This window comes from Acetobacterium paludosum, from assembly GCF_008086595.1.
GTDB lineage: Bacteria > Bacillota > Clostridia > Eubacteriales > Eubacteriaceae > Acetobacterium > Acetobacterium paludosum.
In genome coordinates this window covers 110,009-132,433 of record NZ_RXYA01000006.1, presented here as the reverse complement: position 1 = coordinate 132,433, position 22,425 = coordinate 110,009, and the positions used below count along the sequence as shown (strand labels likewise).

The window sequence follows — 22,425 nt, the reverse complement described above, 5'->3', positions numbered from 1 at the left end:
CACAATATCCTTAATTATTTGGACTAAAATATTATTGCTCTATCTTTCAGACATAATAGAGATTAAAAACATACACGATTGAAATGAATAAAATACATACCGAAAACAAAATCACGATTGTATTCACTATTTCCGATTTGACTGAAGTACTATTTGCTTTTCTTTGAAACAAAAACAAAAACGGAAATATCAATGGGATGAGATAACGCCCCTGAAATCCTAATACTGTAGTATTTTTAACAGGTGTGAATGTAATATACAAAGCTGTCATTGACAAACCTACAGTCAGCAAACAAACCATAAAGATAATTCCTCTGTCACGAATTTTTATTATTGACGTGCTGTTATCTGTATCAATTCCTGATATTAAGAATAACATAAAAAATACAATTAACAATGCATCTCTTCCTAAATATCCAATGTATGCCAATGAAACACTCGCTCCGCCTAGCAGATATTCCTTTTGTGTCATAATTGTCCTTAGTATTACCGCAGCATAATTTATGGGATTATAAATTATTGATATTATCTGTTCTTTAGCATTAACTCCGGGAATGTTCCATTGAGATAATCCAAACTTTTGCCCATATATAAAAGCACCCACAAAAGTTAAACATCCCAATAAAAAGATACTAATTTTTATAATCCATTCTTTTTTTCTGGTAGTAAAATTGTCGTGTTTTAAAATCATTACTAGCAGGAAGATGGGTACGTAAGCTAACTTACTCGCTGTTATTAAAACAAAGCAACTACACATCATTACTAAATCAATTATTCCCAGCGTCTTTTTCTCAACGCTCAATTTTATAATCAATGCAAAAACAAAAAAGCATAAACCATTAATTACAACATCAGCTGAGTAGGAAGCTGCCTGAAAAACAATTGTTGGCAGTAAGGCACATAAAAATAATAGCTTTTTCCCACATGGAATAATTTTGATGGCAAAATAAACAAGTGCTGCATACATCAACAAATTAAACGCTCTCCCAAAATAAAAAGAAATTAAAAAAGGGAAATTCATTATTTTGCTAATTACTATACCGAGTGAGCTGAACAAGTAAGGAATAAATGTATAACTAATTGCTGTACTCGGATAATATGCCATTTCAGTATCAGCATAATTTACTGATAAATTTTTTTGTGTAACAACACTATATTCTTCAAATGTACGATAATTGGGGTTTTCAATTTGAAGCTTTTTATCAAAAAATTCTTTTAAATGACTCGGATATGCTATTTTATCTCCGTCTTGCATTACTAAATTGTTATTCGCTAAATTATAAGCCCTTATAAAATGTTCCGCTTCATCCCAGGAATAAAATATAGGTGTCATGATTGAATTTAATAACCCAAAGCATAAAATTAAAATTAGAAATACTACTTCCAGTTTTATTTTTTCTTTATTAAAAACGGTATAACCAACTACTCCCGATAATATAAAAAACAATAATATCATCAAAAATCTAAAAGGATTGAATTGAAAATAATTAGCTTCAAAAAATTCATCCATATAAATTTCTTGCCCTTTTCCATCCAGGAAAGTTATTTGAATAGAATCAACCCAGTCATTGATACAGATACTTTTTTTATCGATATTATTAATATTGTCTGCTTTTATTATGCCATTATAAGCAATTTGAATATTAACATTTTTATTAAATGAATTCGTCTTAAATTCTAATTTATTAATAAAATTATTGATGTCATCAAAGCGAATAGATGCCCCATTTTCAAGTATTTTATAATTTCCATTTTCAAGAACCATAAGATTGTCAGATGTTATTTTCGAAATTCTTTCACTTTCATTTCCTCTAATAAAAAAATTCAAGTTGAAGATAAAAATCTCTATAATGAGAGATAATATAATTATTATAATACCGGTTACTACTAATTTTTTTTTCATCTCTATACCATAATTTAATTCTGGTTTTCAATTTTTATAACACGTTTGATTTTTCACTGCTTTTATAAAAATGAAATATAAAATTTGCAATGGGTGAAGGCCAAAATTTTTTCAGCAACAATAAATCTTCTTCAGCTCTTTTCTTGTTTTCAATTGTATTAGATGTTTCACTGTCTTCATGAATTCTATGGTACATCAGGGGTTCAGATACATATATAAATCTTCCCTTGTATTTAGAAACTTTTTCCCATGCTGCCCAATCTAAATTAGTATTTAGCTCCATATCAAAAGCAAAATTATTTAACAAACTTTTGTTATAAGTCACAGATGGACAACAAATAGGATTTCCAAGAGAAAGTATTCTTCTTCTAATAAAGCGATTGCGATTTGCATGTTTTAATGGAGAAAGCATCAGCTCTTTTATCTTAATATTTCTATTTGGAGAAACGATTTCATCTTTTCTGATTTCACGATAATTAGAAAATGCAATTAGACTATCTTCATTTTTATCCATACTCATTAATATCTTTTCTTGATAATCTTCTTTATATACATCATCTTGATGAACCAACGTGACATATTTAGAATCTGCACATTCATATCCGGAATTCCAATCAATCCCGATGCCACTAACATCATGCGTTCTGATTTCTATTTGATATTTCTTTCCTACTCCTTCAATCAGTTCATTGGGTGTTGCGGTCGATATGATAATGTTTTCTTTTGCTGTCTGTTTTAGGATTGAATCGACACACTCTTCTAAAAAGCGAGATTTTCCATATGCGCAAATCACAAATATATGCTTTTTCATTTTATTTTATTCTCGGTTCTGAAAGCTTCCAGAGCCCTTACTCTCTTTTCTAATAAAGCATTAAATTGAATAAGCTCTTTATTTTTTTCAGCAAGAATACTTAATTGTTGACTGTTCCTAAATGAAAAAATCAATAAGAAAATTGATGTTAAAAAGAACAGCAATGAAGGTGCATATGTAATTCCTACCAAATTGGCTAAAAATATTATAATATCAGGAAAGATCGCTAATATTAAAATGAAAAATGCACCAACCATCCATAAAATGCTTTCGCCTTCAGACATCATATGTTTTTGTACATTAATAAAAATAAAACCAATCAACAAAATGCCAATTGCAATATAAAATAAATTTGTTATCATTTTTTATTAGCCTTTCCATATAAATTTGTTGCGAATACAATGATAATGTAATAAAACATTTTTATCATATATTTTATCGGTTTTATAATCCCCCCGTGCATACTTTCTCCAAATTCCCGATTCTTCATTTCAACTGGAATTTCGTCAATTGTTACCCCTTGATAAATTAGTTGAATCAATAGATTTGCATCTGGGAATTCTGGATAGCCATACATTTTTGAAAGGGGCAAAAAAACATCCCGTTTAATAACTTGAAGACCTGATGTTGGGTCCGATATTTTTTTCCCAGTCAACATTTTGATTATTTTTTGAAATAATCCCGTTCCAACTTTTCTAAAAAAAGAATGTGAATAAGATGTTTCTTTTAAAAATCGGGAGCCGATCACAACTCCAATATCTTTATCCAAAGCATATTCATACATTTTTTTTGCTTCTGAAGCTAAATGCTGTCCATCTCCATCAAATTGAATAAGATAATCATAACCATATTCAACTGCATACTTCAATCCGGTTTGAACGGCATAAGAATAGCCTAAATTTATAGGCAAATCAACATATTCAACATTTTTTATCTTTTTTATTACTTCCAAAGTATTATCTTTGGAGCAATCATTTACAAATAATATGTCTGCTTCCTTAAAATTCGAATTTATATCTTCAACAACATTTTCTAAATTCATCGCTTCATTATAAGCTGGTATAATCATTAATACTTTCATTCGACCATCATCCTTTAATATTCATCAGAACTACCCCACCTAAAACACAGGCAATCCCCAGCCATTGAAATGTCCCAATATTCTCTCCTAAGATAAAAATCGAAGCCAGAATGATCAGTACTTGTGATAAACCCGTTGCCATTGGTGCAATGTAACTCAAGTTGTATTTCTGCACAATTACTATCCACATTAAGAAACTAATGATATAAAGAAACAGTCCTAATAACGTTGTATAGGACAACGATAAATTAAAAAAACTGCTGTTTAAGGCAAATGCATTATTATTCGCTCCAACCTTTACCAATGTCAATCCGCTCACCGTACAAACTAAATAACATAAAAATAATATAATCATAAAATCCTTTCACTTATGGACACTTAATATCCACTTTCAAACACCGCTTTAAACGTCATAAAAAATATTTTTACATCAAACCACAGTGTCCATTTTTCAATATATTCAATATCAAACTGAATCCGTTTGTGAATTGAAGTATCACCACGCCAGCCGTTAACCTGTGCCCAGCCGGTGATTCCGGGCCGAACATGATGTTTAATCATGTATTTCGGAATCTCATGCTGAAACTGAGTCACATAATGGGGTCTTTCCGGCCTTGGCCCAACAATGCTCATATCCCCCTTTAAAACATTAAAAAACTGTGGCAACTCGTCAATACTCGTTTTCCGGATAAACGACCCAAATTTTGTTTTTCTCGGATCATCCTCTGTGGTCCACCCAATATCACCGGGAACAGATGCATTACATCGCATCGATCTGAACTTATAAATCCAAAATTCTTTGCGTCCCATGCCCACCCGTATCTGCTTATAAATAACCGGGCCGGGCGATGTTAGTTTTACAAGAATTGCCGTCACCAGCATAATTGGCGAAACCAAAATCAAGATGATCAATGAAAGAATGATATCTGCAATCCGTTTTATCCAATTGTTGAAGGGTTGATCCAATGGGATATAACGCGTATTAATCAGTGGTATCCCATCCAGTTCATCAAAGTAAGCTTTTGTCCCTTGAATCAAATGAAAATAATCCGGTATAATTTGGGTTTTTATTCCCTGATATTCACAAATATCAATCACTTCATCAATCCGTTTATAACTGGTATTCGGCAGCGCGATGATCACTTCATCCACCTGATATTCTTCAAGGATTTCATTCATTTCATGAGTCGTACCTAAAATAGGAATCCCGTTTTTTTCCATTTTATGATAATAGTCATCAACATAACCGGTGATTTTATAGCCAAGTTGTCGGTCCCCGATAATTTTCGTGGCAAAAGTCTGACCGATGCTTCCGGCTCCAACAATGATAATATACTTGATATTGAATCCCCGCTCGCGGGCCATTCGTAAAATCTTTCTGATTAAGCCACGTTCAATCATCATCAAAATGGTTGAGAACGCAAAAAACATTCCCAGCATGTATCGGGAAAAATGGATGTTCTTTCCGGTGAACAGGATCGCCATTACGATCGTGATGCCGATGATATTTGAAACAATTATTTCTCGGCACTCTTTATAAAATGGTTGTTTTCGATAGGGCTTATATAGTCCAAAAGCAGCAAATAAAATAAGATAAAGTGGTATGATAACAAATAGCAGATCCAAATAAGCACCAAGATCCATGGTACGGACCCCATCATCAAAAAAGGGCGATACAAACCGAATGTACCACGCCAACAATAAAGATATGGTAACAACGACGATATCAAACAATACCAGTATAAAATTAAAAAAGCGCTGATTGCTCTTGATCATTTTTAGTTTCCCCTCATTTGTCTTCTATTTTCTTCGTTTATTTTTGTACAGCGCCATTTTTTTCATTACAGCTGTTCCGGTAATCACACACCACCGTGTAAATTTGCTATACCTCTTTTGATAATGTTTGTTGTAGAAAATTCCCATGGAATCATAAAAGGCTTCGATCACTTTGGGATTTCGCTTGCCAATACCGCTGGCCTTTTTATGATGAAAAATTCGAACCTCCGGATAATACATGATTTGGTAACCGGCATTTTTTATGCGATAACACCAATCCACATCTTCCCCATACATAAAATAATCCTCATCCAGCATGCCAACCTTGTCAATCACCTTCCGGGGAACCATCATAAAGGCCCCCATGATACAATCGATGGAGCTCGTTTTGTTTTCATCTGCAAACGTGAGATTATAAGCTCCAAAGCGCACGTTATCCGGAAAGGCCGTATCCAGATTCAAGCTGTGATAAATACCGTTGGCCGGAGTTGGAAAGCTCCGCTTACAGGCCGCATCCAGCTTTCCTGACGGCAGGAGTATTTTACAACCTAAAGCGCCAATGTGATGATGATCTTTTATAAACTGAAGTGCTCCTTTTAACGTATTGAATTCCACAATTGTGTCAGAATTCAGCAACAGAATATAATCGCCATCCGCGATTTTTATGCCCATATTATTTGCCTTGGAAAAGCCAAGATTTTCTTGGTTTGTGATTGTTCTTACTTGCGGAAACTGCTTTTCAATTGCTTCAATACTGCCATCTTCCGAAGCATTATCCACGACAATTATTTCGTAGTCAAATCCTTTTGTATTGCTTTTCATAATTGAGTCAATACAATCTGATGTCATTTGCTGTGTTTTATAATTAACAATGATAATTGATAAATCCATTTTAAGCCTTTCTTATGCTATTTTTTCATCCAAAAGACACTATATTATACCACGCACTTTTCAATTATGGAAGAAAAGAATGAATTTCAGACCTATCTGCTTAGTTTATTCAAAATAAAGCGAAACACATTAAAAATAAGCTGTATTTCAATTAAAAAATAATGACCTATATTTTTAGACTGTAACGGCACCTTTTTTATCTGTGAGCAGGTTTTTAGTCCTTCTTTAATTCCAGCAGCATAGTCTTTTCCAAAGCCCCGTTTTAAAAAAAGCATATATTTTATTGAAAACCCAACAACTAAAAAAGGGCTATTTATCAAAAGTTGAATTAATGGCATGTTTTTGTAAGCCATATAAATATTATTTCTTGCCGAAATTTTTACTTTGAAAGGACTATACTTTTGTCCCTTGGCGGTAGTAGCACTTCCAATATGATAGCATACTGCACAAGGCTCATATTGATTTTGGTAACCAAAAATCAACCCTCGGTAAGAAATATCCACATCTTCCAGGTAGGCAAAAAAAGCTTCATCAAATAAACCGATCTCATCCAAAATCGATCGGCGATAGATGCCTGCTCCGGCACAAGTACTGAAAACCGATGTCTCTTTTTGATAAGACCCAATCCGTTTTCCGTCTCCGCGTTTATATGCCCAACCAAAAATGTTATAAAAATCTCCTGTATCATCGAGCTTATTCCGTTCAAAATAACGAATCATTTTCGAACTAACCGAAAATATTTTGGGATTTTTATCAATATGTTCATATAAATATTTAACAAAATTGTGATCAACAACCACATCATTATTTAAAAGCAAACAGTATTTCCCGCTGCTGGCCTTGATGCCTTCATTAACCGATTTATCAAAACCTGAATTAACAGCATTTTCTCTCAGCTTTACATCTTTGTATCCTTTAATAATATTGATGCTGTCATCACTGGAACAGTCATCAACAACAATGATTTCTATTTGGCCCCATTGATTGAAACTTTGATCGAGAATACTGTCAAGACAATTGGCAATATAGTTTTCTCCATTGAAATTCGGAATAATAACAGAAACATCACTCTTCATAAATACTTCCTTGTATGATAATAATTTCATTTTATTATAACATAGGATCTTATTTTCTCTAAATAAAAAAGAGACGATCATCAGTCTCCTTTAATTAATATTGTTGTAGGGATTGTGGAAATCAATCCATATTTCCGGATCAACGCAGGCATCGTCTGCATTAGCAATAGCTCCAAAATGGAGATGGGAGCCATAGGCATTATCAATATAATTTCCATTGGCATCGAAACCAGATCCGCCAACTGCTCCAATTTTCGTTCCTATTCCCACATTTTGGCCAACACTGACATTTATTTCCTGAAGATGGCCATAAAAGAAAGACACACTCTCTCCATAGCGGTCAGTCGTTCGAATTCGAACATATCTACCATATCCCATAAAATAGCCCGCTTTTTCAACCGTTCCGTTGCAGACCGAATAGCAGTTAGCGTATCGATCGGCCGGTATGTCGATCCCTTCATGAATGTCTCCCCACCTCGCTCCAAACCAATCGGTGGGATCATCCGGATTTGGCTGATACTGTGTATCCAAAGGATATGCAAAGTAGCCATAAACCGTTGCCGTGTTTTGTTTAATCGTTCTGGAGGATTGCGCCGCCATAACAAAATTCCCGTTTTTATCAATGAGATAAGCATGGGTAATAAACGTATCAACAATTTGATTGTATTTTTTTAAATCCACCGTTGTTTCCCAGGTATGATTTCCAATATATGTTGTTTGTTCCCAATGTATATCATCCTGCCCATCGATATTGCTCCAAGTTGGAAGCATGACTCCTGATACTCCATTTTCATTGCTGACATTTTTTATTCTCATTTTAAATACATTGTTTAAGACGGCATTATCATACTCAAAGGTAGGTGTCGTTTTCTCCAGAGTGAAAGAATTGTTCGAAAATGCGATATTTTCATCTCCATTACCGTACAGGTAAGCATGAATCAGATAAGGTCCTGTTTCAAAGCCATGATTTTCGATATCCACCACCGCACTATACTCACCATTGCTCCCTAATATTCCCTGAATCCACTGGATATCATCCTGCCCATTTCTTGTTGTCCATACCGGAAAAAGCACATAGCCAATTCCGGATTTGCCGCTGCAGTTCTTTGTGCTGATGACAAATTTTGAAACATCCCGATCCGGCTGTATTTCTAATTCCAAAGGTTCGGCCTGAAAAGGATTGTTTATGGTTTTCTCCGTTTGGCTGATATATTTCAACTGTTGATTCTCTTTTACCACATAGGCATGCGTTATAAATGTATCATAACTACTCCTGTAATTTTTGAGATTTATCGTTGCTTCCCATGTGTCGTTTCCCACATAGCTCCCGCTTTCCCAGTGAATATCATCCTGTCCATTGATTTGACTCCAGGTCGGAAACATGACCCCGCTGACACCTTCTGAACTGCTGACACCGCTAACCCTCACTTTGTAGCTGTCATTGCTCACTTCACCAACACTGATATTGGCCATAGGATCAGCCATTTTATAAGTATTAACACATGTTTTGATTACATCCCCCTGCAATCCGTAAATGTAGGTATGTACATTATATATGCCAGTTTCAAACCCATGATCCTTACTGTCGATGGTAACACTGTATTCTCCATTGCTTCCCAGCGTTCCCTGATACCACACCAGATCATTCTGTCCATTTCTTTCGGTCCAGGTTGGAAACAACACACTGCCAATCCCGTTTTTTCCTGCACAACCAACCGTACTGACTGTAAATTGAGTTGTCCTATCCGGATTCTGGGCGATATTCACAGCAATATCTCCGGCACTGATGCTGATGGTATTCTTTTCTGTTCTTATTTCTGAGCTGTCTTCTTTGACACCGTCACCTGTTGTTTCTGGAATCTGTTTTTCAACAGCAGGCGTGTCCTCTTCATGCTGTTCAGAACCAACCTCTTTATCCGCTCCAGATGAATCGTTTTCAGTGTTTTCCTGTGCTTCAATATGCCAAGGCAAGCATCCCGAAATCAAAACGAGTGCCACGCACAGAGCAAACCACTTCATTCCAAACTTCTCACGTATGATTTGCATTATTCCCTCTTCTTCCACAATTTTATTTCTCATGTTCTCATTATAATAAACCAATTAAACTATTCTTTTATATATCGACCAATTCAGTATAATTATTAGGAAGCAATTATACTGACATAAAAGACCTTACTTCCGGCAAAAATCTTCCACTAAAAAAACAGGATTGAAAATCAATCCTGTTTTTTAAATCTAGAACTTATTCATAATCGCTTTAACTTTAGGTGCATAGGTCTTATCAGCAGCCCAGGTTCCCGCCAATTCCTCAACTGAAAGCGCCCTTAGCCGTAATGTATCATTCCACCGGGGATCGACTTTCGTCTGATTCAATGGCTCATCACAGGCATAGCATTTCAAATGCTGTACATGACCTCTTATCCCAGTCCGCAGACCAGTACTGGTATTGCCGTAAGTTGCCGAAAAATCGTAACCAGGCACTCCACCGGTTGCGCCTAACCCAGCAAAATTAAATTGACTGGCCTTGACATCGCCGCCAAATTGAAGATTGCCGGTTTCCAACATCGCCTGGGCAAAAGCGACCTCTGCCCGAACCCCTTCTGCCTCACACTCTTGGATATACATATTAACAAAAGTTTCCAGATTAACACCAATATTCGTATAAATCTGTGGATATGTGCATCCGGTTCTGTTATAATAGGCGATCAAATCAGCCGCAGTTACCGTGGTCGCTCCCATAATAGGTGTTTCCACATATCTCACACTCACGGACGTATTTCCAAGGAATACATTTCGACCATCCGCTTCAACGCCATAAACATGAATGGAGTATGGTCCGCTGTCTCCATTATGATTCTTTGCATCAATGGTTACCTGGTAGCTTCCATTACTTTGTTTGGTTGCCGTATACCAAACAATATCATCCTGTCCGCCATTGTCACTCCATGTCGGAACCAAAATACTTTGAATTCCATTTGGAGCTGTAATGCCATCGATATTAACTGTAATCATATTATCCGCAAACGAAGCCGTGATCTTACTTGCCGTCATCGGAGTTGTACTTATATTAACACTGGTATCTCCCAAAAATGTCGTCAAATTTGATGTATCGGTTCCATAGCAATGGATATAATAGGTTCCGCAATCGTAGTTATGATCTTTAATATCAATTGTTACGCTATAGCTCCCATCACTTTGCTTCGTTGCTGAATACCACTTAATATCATCTTGTCCACCGGTCTCACTCCAAACAGGTACACTGATGTTTTTAACCCCATTTGGTGAGGTGATGCCTTGAATTGTTGCCGTAATCTGGTTACCGCTTACGCTAGCTTTAATGCTGCTTGTTGACATTATTTCCGGAACTATTTCACTGGTTGTCATTGCCTTTAAGAATGTATATTTTCCGGTATCGTCCACACCATAAATATGAATATTGTAAACCCCACTATCATAATTATGATCCTTGATATCGATCGTTAAACTATAGCTTCCATCATTTTGTTTGGTTGCTGTATACCATTTGATATCATCCTGTCCGTTAACATCACTCCATGTCGGCACATAAATAGTCTGTAGACCATTTGGCGCCGCCAGCCCACTTATACTTACGGTTATCTTATTACCAGATACACTATTGCTAACGGTGCTGGCGGTCATCGTCTGTACGCTGCCGCTAACAGTAGCTGTTGTTGTTCCCAACAAAGTATAATTTCCACTACTGTCCACGCCATAGCAATGAACATTGTATATTCCGCTGTTGTAATTATGATCTTTAATATCAACACTTAGATTATAGCTTCCATCGCTTTGTTTGGTCGCTGTATACCATTTTAGATCATCCTGTCCACCGGTTTCACTCCATATTGGCACATAAATGGTCTTTACTCCATACGGGGCTACAAGGCCTTTTATACTAACATTAATCTTATCCCCAGACACACTGGTTGTCAGACTGGCAGTCATGGTTTCTACCGCTACGCCAACCGTCGTATGGCCAAGCATTGACACCTTACCATTAGTATCTGTTGCATAGCAATGAACATTGTAAACTCCCCCAACATTATTGTGATCACTAATATTTATGGTTGCCTGGTAACTTCCATCACTTTGTTTGGTTGCCGTATACCATACTATATCATCCTGTCCATTTGCATCACTCCATACCGGGAACTGAATGGTTTTTACCGAGTTCGGTGTATTAATCCCGCTGACAGTTGCAGTAATCTGACTCCCGGATACCGTTGCTTTGACACTGTCGGCTGTAATAACTGTCGTACTCGTATCATTTCCAAACAACTGATTGATACTGACCAAAACCTGATCTGCCATTTTTTGCTGATTGCCGCCGTCGGCCATTGCCAAAGATTCAGCATCGTTGGATACAAAACCCGCTTCAATTAGCACTGAAGGCATGCTGGTCTTTCTTGTGAAAGCGTCATCGCGTTCAACTATCTTATTTCTGCTGGGAACATAGTCCAAAGATTTAAAATTCGTATTAAAAAGATTGGCCAATTCCTTGGACTTCAAAGCTATTGCACAAGGAGTTGAATCCAATGTTGCCGACGAGCCATCTGACCATAAACCGGTTACTTCATAAAGCCCATTGGTATCAACGGACGGGTGATAACTGCTCCAGTAGAACTCATAACCGCTGGCTGCTGTGCCACCTGAATTATGATGAACACTGATTAATAAATCAGCCCCCAGTTTATTGGCTGCATTAGCTATCTGTGTTGAATCATTCGTTGTCGTCGCAAGCAACGTTGGCAAACCCATTGTATTCTCGGGAATTTGATGACTCAGCATCGCATTATAACCGTTATTTCTCAAAGTCGTTACAATCTTAATCGCCAAAGCATTGTTAAGCCCAACTTCGGTAATGCCCGTTGTGCTGTTTACCGCACCGCTATCTGTTCCTACCTGATGTCCGGGATTGATAATGATTGTCTGTCCTGCCGCATCAGCTTTCGGACTGTAATATGAAAATGCTGTTAGAAACAAAAGTAATATAATTACCCCCATACTTACTAATCTTTTACTGCTTTTCGTACTTTCCAAAATAATCCTCCTTTCTTCTATAATTATAGAAAATTTCTATATTTTACTTGTCACGATAATATCACTAAATAATATGCTCGTCAATTTTTTTGTTACATTTGTTACGCTTATCTTTTACTTTTTTTTCGTCTTCAATTTCATCAAAATCAGAGTCCGTTTTTTTTCCTTTAACATAACCCACAATATCAACGCAAATCGCATAATTTCCATCAACTCTGGTAAGATTTGTATTATAAAAGGGATCATTCTTTACATATTTCAGCCAGTGTTTTTTCATGAAGTCTATTTCACTGTTAAAGCGCTTATATTTCTGATAGGTATCTTCAGATCCCCGGGATTTTGATTCATAATGATACAATTCAACATCATGGATCCAAACATTAAATTTTCCTTTTGCATAAAGTTTTAAACAAAAATCAACATCATTAAATGCCACTGTTAATTTTTCTTCAAATCCACCAACGGCATCAAAATCTTTGCGCTTCACCATCATACAAGCGGCAGTCACTGCCGAATAATTATTATTAATTACTAATTTTCCAAAATAGCCGTAATCCCCACGAGGATATCCGCAATGACCATGTCCGGCCACGCCCCCCATGCCAAGGAGAACCCCAGCGTGCTGAATGGTATTATCCGGATAATAAAGTTTCGCTCCGACGGCACCAATTCGTTCCTGCTGAGCAAGACTCATCATCCGCTTAATCCATCCTGGGGTGATGACTTTGATATCATTATTTAAAAAGAGCAGGTATTTACCGTTTGATTCCTTAACTGCCAGATTATTGATCCGTGAAAAGTTAAATGGCATATCCAGACGAACCACTTTGAACTGATCTTTATACTTTTTCGTATAATATTCAAATAATTTGAAGGTTTCTTCTTTTTCACTACCATTATCAGCAATGATGATTTCAAATTTTTCATCTGCTGCTTTTTCAAAAATCGAATCCACGCAGGCTTTCAGGTCCACGGCATTATCCCGGGTTGGAATGATAATCGATACCAATCCATCATCCACAATTTCATAGTCAACATTGTATACCCCAGGAAAAGCGCCATGGGCAATGCTTCCTTTAATGCCTCTTCTCGTGAGGGCATCTTCCAATGATTTTTTTCCCGCTTCAAAGGCATAACCCTTGGAATCAGGATTGACTGCCGTGGAATTGCTGATCATCCGCCAGTGATACAGAACCTTTTGAATATGAAAAATCTTATCTGTCTTTTCAGTAAAACGCAGCACCAGGTCATAATCCTGGGCGCCTTCATATCCTTTTCTGAATCCGCCGATTTCATCAACGATTGTTTTTCGATAAACACCGAAATGACAAATATAGTTTGTTGCCAATAGTATATCCGGTGCCCAGTCTGTTTTAAAGAACGGTTGGCTCCGTTTGTTGTCTTCACTTAATTTATCTTCATCGCTATAGATAAGATCTGCTTCCGGATGTTCATTTAATAATTTCGCCACTTCATATAAGGCAAAGTCTGACAAGGTATCATCATTATCCAGAAGTCCAACAAATTCACCCGTCGCAATCTCCAGGGCTGAGTTGGAAGCTTGGGAAATATGTCCGTTTTCTTCCCGATAAATAACCTTTATTCGAGGATCTTGTCTTTTATAGGATTCTAATAGTGGTTTGATATGTTCATCCGTTGAGCAATCATCGGCAATGCACAATTCCCAGTTTTTATAATGCTGGTTTAAAACAGAATCGATGCAGGCACTTAGCCACTCTGCTTCCACATTGTAAACCGGCATCACAATGGATATTTTAGGCGAATAGTCAAATTTTCTGATATCGTCCAGCACTTTTTTTATATCATAATCTTCATGAACTTCAATCCAGAAATTATAGTTTTCCTGATTTTTATATTTAACTTCAAACTTGATTTTTCTGATTGTGTTCTTTAATCCATTTCGGCTAAAATACCCAATTGTCCTCGTTGCTGTATTAACCAGTCTTGTTGCATTAAAAAGATTTGGCTTTTTCAGGTAATCATAATTTTTCTTCAAATTTAATTTTACTACTTTTGATACCTGTCCATTCTTAAATTTCAGATTTAATATTTTACCATAAGTTTTTTCATCAAATTCAATAATAAAACCGGCTTTTGCATCATCAGGCAAGCAATACTTATTATTGACATCAATTCTAAAATCCCGTTTAAAGGTAACCCCTTCGGATTCATGACCAACGATATAGAGCTCAACCGTTTCCTTCGTTTTGGTATTAAAGGCCCATCCTTGAACACTTGCACAATGATTTTCTTCATCTTTCACTATTTTATCGATAAAATATTTTATCTCTTCTTGTTCAACAACTGATTTTCTTTCCATTTTCAATCCCTTCTTCAATAATTTCCCAATGGTGTTCCATGTGGACCAGACCTTCTGTAAAATAATCGGCCGAAACGGTTATTACAAAAGCACAAGTATTGTAATCCAGATTTACAATGCTTTTATTTGCAAAGAGTCCAATATCAACCTCGTATTTCCCCCCCAGCAGCGGTAATTTTGGCACCACATAGGAAACGCGGTGAATTCCCTTTGTTTGCGGAATATCCACTCCATCCAAATAGGTATTGGGCCCAAAAATATACTGTCGATCAATGGTATAGAATGCCACTCCCACTAAGGGTTTACTTGAAATATCATCATATAATTCATACTCAATATCAACGATAAAATCATCAAAAGTTGTCAGTTCCTCGCTGTTGCAGCTCACTGATTTTAGTTTTCCAAGATTCGTTTCAAGTTCTGCCATATTTACTGGTGAACTTCCGCTCTCCGCTGCTTTTTGTTCCATTGACTCTCTTAAAATTTCGCTTTCATACATATCAATCACATGGTTCACTTCACCAACCATGCGCATCACACCTTTGTCAATCCAAACGCCTTTGGTGCAAAAACGTTTAATTTGTTCAAGGGTATGTGAAACAAACAAAACCGTTTTGCCTGATGCCTTAAATTCTTCCATTTTATTGATACATTTAATCTGAAACTTGGAATCACCAACGGCCAATACTTCATCAACGATGAGTATTTCCGGATCAACATTGATGGCTGTCGCAAATGCCAGGCGAGCAAACATTCCGCTTGAATAGGTCTTTACCGGCTGATCAATATATTCTCCGATTTGAGCAAAATCAATGATACTGTCAACGCGTTTGTCCATTTCTTTTTTATTGTAGCCCATGATCAGGCCATTTGCATAAATATTTTCGATTCCGGTATATTCCGGATTAAAACCCGTTCCTAATTCTAACAGCGCGGAAACTTTTCCATCGACATAAACATTGCCTTCACTTTGAGTCAAAACCCCTGAAATTATTTTTAAAAGCGTCGATTTTCCCGAGCCATTCCTGCCAATAATGCCAATGGATTCTCCTTTAAGAATTTCCAAATTTATATTCTTAAGGGCATAAAATTTATGATGATATTCTTTCTTTCGAATCAGACTCATGGATTCCTTCAATCGATCCATGGGACGTTTGTACAAACGATAAATCTTCGTTACGTCTTCTATTTTTATTGCCACTTCTGACATTTTGTCCTCCAAAGATACTGAATCCGCTTTTCTATAAGACATCAGAAAAATGCGGTCTTAATTTTCTGTAAACTGCAATCCCGACCAGCAGCAGCACAAATGTAAATCCCCAAAAATAAGCCGTCATCACGGGATGTTGCCAAAACCAGCCTTGCCCGAAAAAGGACTCCCGATATCCCTGCACAATATAATAGAGGGGATTTAATTTCATAATCCGTAATAAACCAACCGGATATGTTTCAATCGGTACTAAAATAGGGGTTCCCCAGAATAAGACCTGCATTGCCACATTGATAAATTGCAGAATATCCGTAAAAAAGGGTTGTAATGAGGCCGTTACCCAAGTTAGTCCGGTTAAAAAAACAATTAAACAAAACAAATAATAGAAAATCTGCAAAAAATAGGGCGTGATCGAATACCCATAAAGCAGCACCATTACCACTGCAAAGGCAATAAAGAAAGCATGGGTATATAAAGAAGATATTATTTTTACCGTTGGCAATATTTTTATATTAAAAGTCACCTTTTTAACCAGGTAATTATATTCTCGAAAACAGTTTGTTCCATTAACCAGGCCTTCTGAAAAGAAAAACCAGACAATAATTCCGGTTATCAGGAACAGAACAAAGGGCATCCCCCCAGCCGGGCTTGATTTCAGACCCAGACCAAAAACAACCCAGTACACGGCAATGGTAACCGTCGGCTGAATAAATGCCCATAGAATCCCTAAAAACGAGCCGGCATACCGTGACTTAAAATCATTTTTCGAAAATTTTGCGATCAGTTCACGATTCTGATATAAATCTTTGAAATACTCCAATAAATCTTTGAATAAATACAAATTAACACCTCATCATAAATCTTAATTGAAAAAGCACAATCTAATGTGCTTTTTTTCCGAACTATTTTACTTTTTTGAATACATTTTCTGATAATACGCTTTATACCCACCGGATTTCACGCGTTCCAACCATTCCTGGTTATTCAAATACCACTCAATGGTTTCAGCGATTCCCTGTTCAAAGGTATAGGATGGTTTCCAGCCCAGTTCAGTCGTGATTTTCGTATTGTCAATGGCATAGCGACGATCATGACCCAAGCGATCTTCAACATAGGTGATGAGATCTTTGCTGATTTTTGTGCCATCATTATCAATATTATATTTTCCTGAGCGAAGTTTTTTGCCGACATTTTCAATAATCAAATTAACGATCTCAAGATTGGCTTTTTCATTGTTTCCGCCAATATTATAGACCTCGCCGGCCACCCCTTTTTCCAAAACGGTATCAATGGCACTGCAATGATCCTTCACGTGCAGCCAATCCCTGATCTGCATGCCATCCCCGTAAACAGGAAGACTTTTTAGCGCAATGACGTTTGAAATCATCAGCGGAATCAGCTTTTCCGGGAAATGATAAGGGCCGTAATTATTTGAACAGCGGCTGATGGTGACTGGTAATTTAAATGTCTGACCATAAGACCGAACAATCAAATCCGCACTGGCCTTGGATGCTGAATAAGGACTGTTTGGGGCAATCGGTGTTGTTTCGGTAAACATTCCCGTTTTCCCCAACGCTCCGTAAACCTCATCGGTGGATACCTGATGATACCGTACCCCGGCCCGATAGGTCGGATAGCCATTCTCATCTTTCCCCGTTTGCCAGTTATTTTTTGCCTCATCCAAAAGCACCAGTGTTCCCATTACATTGGTCTGGACAAAAATCTCAGGGTCCTCAATGCTTCTGTCGACGTGAGACTCGGCGGCAAAATTGACCACCGTATCAAAATCATATTTTGCAAAAAGATCCTTAACAAAAGGACGGTCCGCAATATCTCCTTTTGCAAAAACATAATTCTTATTATCTTCAATATCGGTTAAATTTTCAAGATTTCCTGCATAGGTCAGGACATCCAAATTAACTATTTTATAATCCGGGTGCTGATTCAGCATGTATTTTACAAAGTTAGAACCAATAAATCCGGCACCACCGGTGACTAATACTGTTTTCATTTTTACTCCATTCTATCCTTATTCAAATCTTAACGTGTCTTTGATTTCTCTTAAAAACGGAAGTTTTGTATCCTTTTCCGAAAGCAAAAGATCTCCGATTCCATCGAGCGGCCATTCTATGCCAACTTCCGGATCATTCCAGCGGATCCCGCCATCATATTCCGGGGCATAAAGATTGGTGCATTTATAATTAAACACCGCTTCATCAGACAAGACCAAAAAACCATGGGCAAAGCCTTCCGGCACATAAAACATTTTTTTATTTTCTTCCGTTAAAGTCACGCCTGCCCATTGTCCATAAGTTGGCGAACCCTCCCGAAGATCAACAGCGACATCAAATACTTCGCCTCTGGTTGCCCGAACCAATTTTCCCTGACAGAATTTCCGTTGAAAATGAAGGCCTCTAAGCACACCTTTGCTTGATTTCGATTCATTATCCTGGACAAACCGCATGGTCAATCCAACTTTATGAAATTCTTCTTCATTATAGGTTTCCATAAAATAACCGCGTTCATCCCCAAAAACAGAGGGTTCTATAATAACCAGGCCTTTGATTTTTGTTTCTATTACATTAATTTTTGCCATATTCTCTCCTACTTTTCTTTTGTACATTGAATCAGGTATTGGCCATAGGCTGTTTTCTTTAACGGTTCAGCCAGCTTCAATAACTGATCTTGATTGATAAATTTATGTCGATAGGCAATTTCTTCAATACACGCCACATAAAGCCCCTGCCGTTTTTGAATGGTTTCAACAAAGTTGGATGCTTCAATTAAACTGTCGTGAGTTCCCGTATCAAGCCATGCCATTCCTCGTCCAAAAAGTTCAACCTTTAGATTTCCCTGTTTTAGATAAGTTTCGTTAACCGTTGTAATTTCTAATTCACCGCGTGGTGATGGTTTAATATTTTTAGCAATTTCAATAACCTTATTGTCGTAAAAATAAAGCCCCGGAACGGCGAAATGAGATTTTGGCATCTCCGGTTTTTCCTCTATCGAAAGAACGGTGCCATCTTCCGCAAACTCAACCACGCCATAGCGTTCCGGATCGGTAACCGGATACCCGAAAATAACGGCCCCCTCTGCCAATTCAGCAGCCTTACGAATGGCTCCGGTGAATCCGTGTCCGTAAAAAATATTGTCGCCCAATACAAGGGCAACCTTATCATCACCAATAAATTTTTCACCAATAATGAAGGCTTCCGCCAAGCCATTAGGGGCTTCCTGAACTTCATAAGAAAAATTCAATCCCAATTCTTCACCAGTGCCAAAAAGTCGTTCAAACATGGGAAGATCAATGGGGGTTGAAATAATTAAAATGTCTCTAATCCCTGCCAGCATCAGTGTTGCCAGAGGATAATAAATCATCGGTTTATCGTAAACAGGTAACAATTGTTTTGATACCGCCCGAGTAATGGGATAAAGTCGTGTGCCGGAACCTCCAGCTAATATAATACCTTTCATGATTGCCTCTTTCCTTAAATTATGCGTTCAATTTTTTCAGATATTCCACTAAAGACTCTTGCCATGGTCTGAAATGATTCATCTTCAAATCTTTCAGTTTTTTATTGTCTAATACCGAATATTTGGGACGGGGAGTCGGACTAATAAATTGCTCTGAAGTGACGGGTTCCACCGGAATATCAATCCCCGACAATCTGAAAATTTCCAAGGCAAAATCATACCAGCTGCACTGTCCCTCACAAGTCCCGTGATAAAGTCCGTAATGATCGGTCTGAATCAAATCAATAATCGCCGCCGCCAAATCCACCGTGCTCGTTGGTGAACCAACCTGATCATTCACAACCGTGAGCTTTGGATGCTTCGAGGCAAGATCCAGCATGGTTTTTACAAAATTCTTGCCGTCTCCGTATAGCCAGGCGGTCCGAATAATAAAATACTTCGGCGCAATTTCCGCAACCGCTTTTTCTCCGGCGGCTTTGCTTTCGCCGTAGACCGTCAGAGGATCAATCGCATCTGTTTCGACATAAGGCCGCAAAGACCCGTTTTCCAATATCCCCGCTCCGTCAAACACGTAATCGGTTGAAACCTGTACCAGCACAATATCCTTAGCTCGGGCAATTTCCGCTAAATATTTCGGTCCCATGGCATTGATTGCCATGGCCATTTCTTTCTGGGTTTCACAGCCATCTACATTCGTCATAGCACCGCAGTTAATAATAACGGTCGGCTGCTCTTTATCAATAATATCGGCAATCTTTTCTTTATCAGTAATGTCAAACTCCGGAATATCATATCCCACAAAAGCTATTTCTTTTTCTTTAAGCTGCTGCGTGAGTTCCCTACCAAGTTGACCGTTTGAACCTGTTAATAATACTTTCATAATTCACCTGATTTCATTGTTCTTTTTTAACTTTTTTAGCCATAAAAATTCATTGTCATTATACTCGATATTCTCTTAAAAGTCTATTTTTTTCTAGATTCATTCTCATTCTTAAGATAATCTTAGCGATTTAAAATGATCTTTTCGATTAAATATTTATCGTCTCCCTTTATTATTCAATGTTTTTTTAAGCAAGTTTATGTTATTATGTAGTGTATATGATTTTAACTCGTAAAGCGAAAGGAATCTTTATGAAAAAGAAAATAATTCTAGTCATACTTTTCTTGATTGCCTCCCTTATTGGCACCGGAATAGTCTACGGCTTTAACACGCTCAGCAAAATCAATGAAATGGTCGCAGAACCCCAACTGGATGAATCACAATTAAATGTGAATAATAATTTAGATATTGACACCGTCAATATCGCAGTCTTTGGTATCGATGGACGAAGTGACATTGATGGTGACCGATCAGATACAATTATGATTGTGTCAATGGATTTTAGAAATGGAAACATAAAAGTAACCTCTATTATGCGTGATTTATTGGTTCAGATTCCAGCAACGAAAACGACCAATCAAAGTTATGATAAGATCAACGCAGCTTATGCCTATGGCGGCCCGGAGCTTGCCGTTAAAACCTTAAACCAGAATTTTGATCTTAATATTACCGATTATGTGGTTGTCAATTTTGATGCCATGGTCGACACGGTTGATGCCTTAGGCGGAGTTGAGATTAATGTACTGGATCAAAATGTGCTTGAATGGACCAACAAGTATATTGATGATGTTAATGACAAAGTTGGCAAAGCAGACCCCTATCTTACCACGACCGGTATTCAAACCGTGACCGGCGTTCAGGCCTTGGCCTATGCCCGTAATCGATACAGTGATGATGACTACCATCGAACCGAACGTCAGCGCGAGGTTGTCGGACAGATTGCCAAAAAAGCCTTTAACATTGATATTTTAAACGGGGTAAACCTGATCAGCAAAATCTATCCCTATATAAAAACCACCCTTTCAATTAATGAAATAACCACTTACGCGAAAGCCTTTTTAGGCTCTCCCGACAAGCAATTTTTGGAATTTAGATTACCGACTGATGCCTTTGTTAAAAATACCATGATAAACAGTGTTTCTTATGTGGTGCCAAATACCCTTTCCGATAACGTTATTGCGCTTCATGCGTTTATTTACGGACCGACAACAGCCACTGGTACAACGGGTACTACCGGAACCACTGGAACCACTGGAACCACTGGAACCACTGGAACCACCGGAACCACCGGAACCACCGGAACCACTGGTTCCAACGCAAGTACCTATACCGCTTATGTACCATCAGATACTGTGGACGAAATAAGTTCTGCCATTGCCGCCTATGCCAGCACCGGGTCGTCCTCAACTTATACCGAATCAACCACCTCGGATAGCACCTATGATAATACGTCTTCCTACTCGAATGATTCAAGTTCTGGTTCTTCCAGCTCTGGTACTAGTTCTGGGACCTCCAGCTCGGGTTCTAGTTCCGGATCATCCAGCTCGGACTACTCTAACTCTGGGTCTTCCAGCTCTGGATCGACCGGTTCGGATTCTTCCAGCTCGGGATCGACCGGTTCGGATTCTTCCAGCTCGGGTTCCACCGGCTCAGGATCTTCTAGCTCCGGCTCAACCGGTTCGGATTCTTCCAGTTCAGGTTCCACCGACTCAGGATCTTCCAGCTCCGGCTCAACCGGTTCTGGTTCCTCTTCAGGAGGCAGCTCCTCCACTGACACAGTCAATTAATTTATAAATGAACTTACTAAAAGGCAGCATCCCAAAACTTCGGGATGCTGCCTTTATTAAATAACATATTTCATCATACTGTCGGGGCGGACTTTGCCCGCCCGACTACGTCAAGCTTTAAAACCAACGTCCAC

At 37.8% G+C, this 22,425-nt stretch carries 18 protein-coding genes; 1 reads left to right on the top strand and 17 read right to left on the bottom strand.

Annotation, left to right across the window (positions count from 1 at the left end; translation table 11 throughout):
* Positions 1-46: 46 nt before the first annotated feature.
* From FZC41_RS08025 to rfbD, 17 genes are all read right to left on the bottom strand, one after another.
* A complete protein-coding gene (locus tag FZC41_RS08025) occupies positions 47-1,903 on the bottom strand; it encodes a DUF2142 domain-containing protein (protein ID WP_148566885.1) in 1,857 nt (618 codons plus the stop codon).
* 34 nt (positions 1,904-1,937) lie between these two features.
* Positions 1,938-2,714: a glycosyltransferase family 2 protein gene (locus FZC41_RS08020; RefSeq protein WP_148566884.1), complete on the bottom strand. Its 777-nt coding sequence runs from the start codon at positions 2,712-2,714 to the stop codon at positions 1,938-1,940.
* Complete coding sequence (locus tag FZC41_RS08015) at positions 2,711-3,076, bottom strand: DUF2304 domain-containing protein (protein ID WP_148566883.1); 366 nt, start codon at positions 3,074-3,076, stop codon at positions 2,711-2,713. The genes FZC41_RS08020 and FZC41_RS08015 overlap by 4 nt, the downstream gene beginning before the upstream one ends.
* Complete coding sequence (locus FZC41_RS08010; RefSeq protein ID WP_148566882.1) at positions 3,073-3,795, bottom strand: glycosyltransferase family 2 protein; 723 nt, start codon at positions 3,793-3,795, stop codon at positions 3,073-3,075. Before FZC41_RS08010 ends, FZC41_RS08015 begins: the two co-directional genes overlap by 4 nt.
* Positions 3,796-3,802: 7 nt before the next feature.
* Positions 3,803-4,150, bottom strand: coding sequence for an EamA family transporter (locus FZC41_RS08005; RefSeq protein WP_148566881.1), 348 nt, complete (start codon positions 4,148-4,150; stop codon positions 3,803-3,805).
* Between the two features lie 23 nt (positions 4,151-4,173).
* Positions 4,174-5,571, bottom strand: a complete 1,398-nt coding sequence (locus FZC41_RS08000; protein ID WP_148566880.1) for an undecaprenyl-phosphate glucose phosphotransferase — start codon at positions 5,569-5,571, stop codon at positions 4,174-4,176.
* A gap of 24 nt (positions 5,572-5,595) precedes the next feature.
* Positions 5,596-6,462, bottom strand: coding sequence for a glycosyltransferase family 2 protein (locus tag FZC41_RS07995; protein ID WP_148566879.1), 867 nt, complete (start codon positions 6,460-6,462; stop codon positions 5,596-5,598).
* Between the two features lie 92 nt (positions 6,463-6,554).
* Complete coding sequence (locus FZC41_RS07990) at positions 6,555-7,538, bottom strand: glycosyltransferase family 2 protein (protein WP_148566878.1); 984 nt, start codon at positions 7,536-7,538, stop codon at positions 6,555-6,557.
* Between the two features lie 90 nt (positions 7,539-7,628).
* Positions 7,629-9,584, bottom strand: coding sequence for a GBS Bsp-like repeat-containing protein (locus FZC41_RS07985; RefSeq protein ID WP_170253910.1), 1,956 nt, complete (start codon positions 9,582-9,584; stop codon positions 7,629-7,631).
* Positions 9,585-9,773: 189 nt separating this feature from the next.
* Positions 9,774-12,599, bottom strand: a complete 2,826-nt coding sequence (locus FZC41_RS07980; RefSeq protein WP_148566876.1) for a GBS Bsp-like repeat-containing protein — start codon at positions 12,597-12,599, stop codon at positions 9,774-9,776.
* A gap of 64 nt (positions 12,600-12,663) precedes the next feature.
* Positions 12,664-14,940 (bottom strand): glycosyltransferase family 2 protein, encoded by a 2,277-nt coding sequence (locus tag FZC41_RS07975; RefSeq protein WP_148566875.1) that lies wholly within the window; start codon positions 14,938-14,940, stop codon positions 12,664-12,666.
* Positions 14,918-16,150, bottom strand: coding sequence for an ABC transporter ATP-binding protein (locus FZC41_RS07970; RefSeq protein WP_148566874.1), 1,233 nt, complete (start codon positions 16,148-16,150; stop codon positions 14,918-14,920). The genes FZC41_RS07975 and FZC41_RS07970 overlap by 23 nt, the downstream gene beginning before the upstream one ends.
* A 31-nt stretch (positions 16,151-16,181) precedes the next feature.
* Positions 16,182-16,991 (bottom strand): ABC transporter permease, encoded by an 810-nt coding sequence (locus tag FZC41_RS07965; RefSeq protein WP_148566873.1) that lies wholly within the window; start codon positions 16,989-16,991, stop codon positions 16,182-16,184.
* 66 nt (positions 16,992-17,057) lie between these two features.
* Positions 17,058-18,161 carry a dTDP-glucose 4,6-dehydratase gene (gene rfbB / locus FZC41_RS07960; protein WP_148566872.1) on the bottom strand — a complete coding sequence of 368 codons (1,104 nt, stop codon included), beginning with the start codon at positions 18,159-18,161 and terminating at the stop codon, positions 17,058-17,060.
* Positions 18,162-18,179: 18 nt separating this feature from the next.
* Positions 18,180-18,746, bottom strand: a complete 567-nt coding sequence (gene rfbC, locus FZC41_RS07955; protein WP_148566871.1) for a dTDP-4-dehydrorhamnose 3,5-epimerase — start codon at positions 18,744-18,746, stop codon at positions 18,180-18,182.
* 8 nt (positions 18,747-18,754) lie between these two features.
* Entirely contained in the window at positions 18,755-19,624 is an 870-nt protein-coding gene (rfbA, locus tag FZC41_RS07950; RefSeq protein ID WP_148566870.1) for a glucose-1-phosphate thymidylyltransferase RfbA, read from the bottom strand.
* Between the two features lie 19 nt (positions 19,625-19,643).
* Complete coding sequence (rfbD, locus tag FZC41_RS07945) at positions 19,644-20,504, bottom strand: dTDP-4-dehydrorhamnose reductase (protein WP_148566869.1); 861 nt, start codon at positions 20,502-20,504, stop codon at positions 19,644-19,646.
* A gap of 251 nt (positions 20,505-20,755) precedes the next feature.
* Between rfbD and FZC41_RS07940 the strand changes: the two genes are divergently transcribed.
* Positions 20,756-22,291: an LCP family protein gene (locus tag FZC41_RS07940; RefSeq protein WP_170253909.1), complete on the top strand. Its 1,536-nt coding sequence runs from the start codon at positions 20,756-20,758 to the stop codon at positions 22,289-22,291.
* The last annotated feature ends 134 nt before the right edge of the window (positions 22,292-22,425 follow it).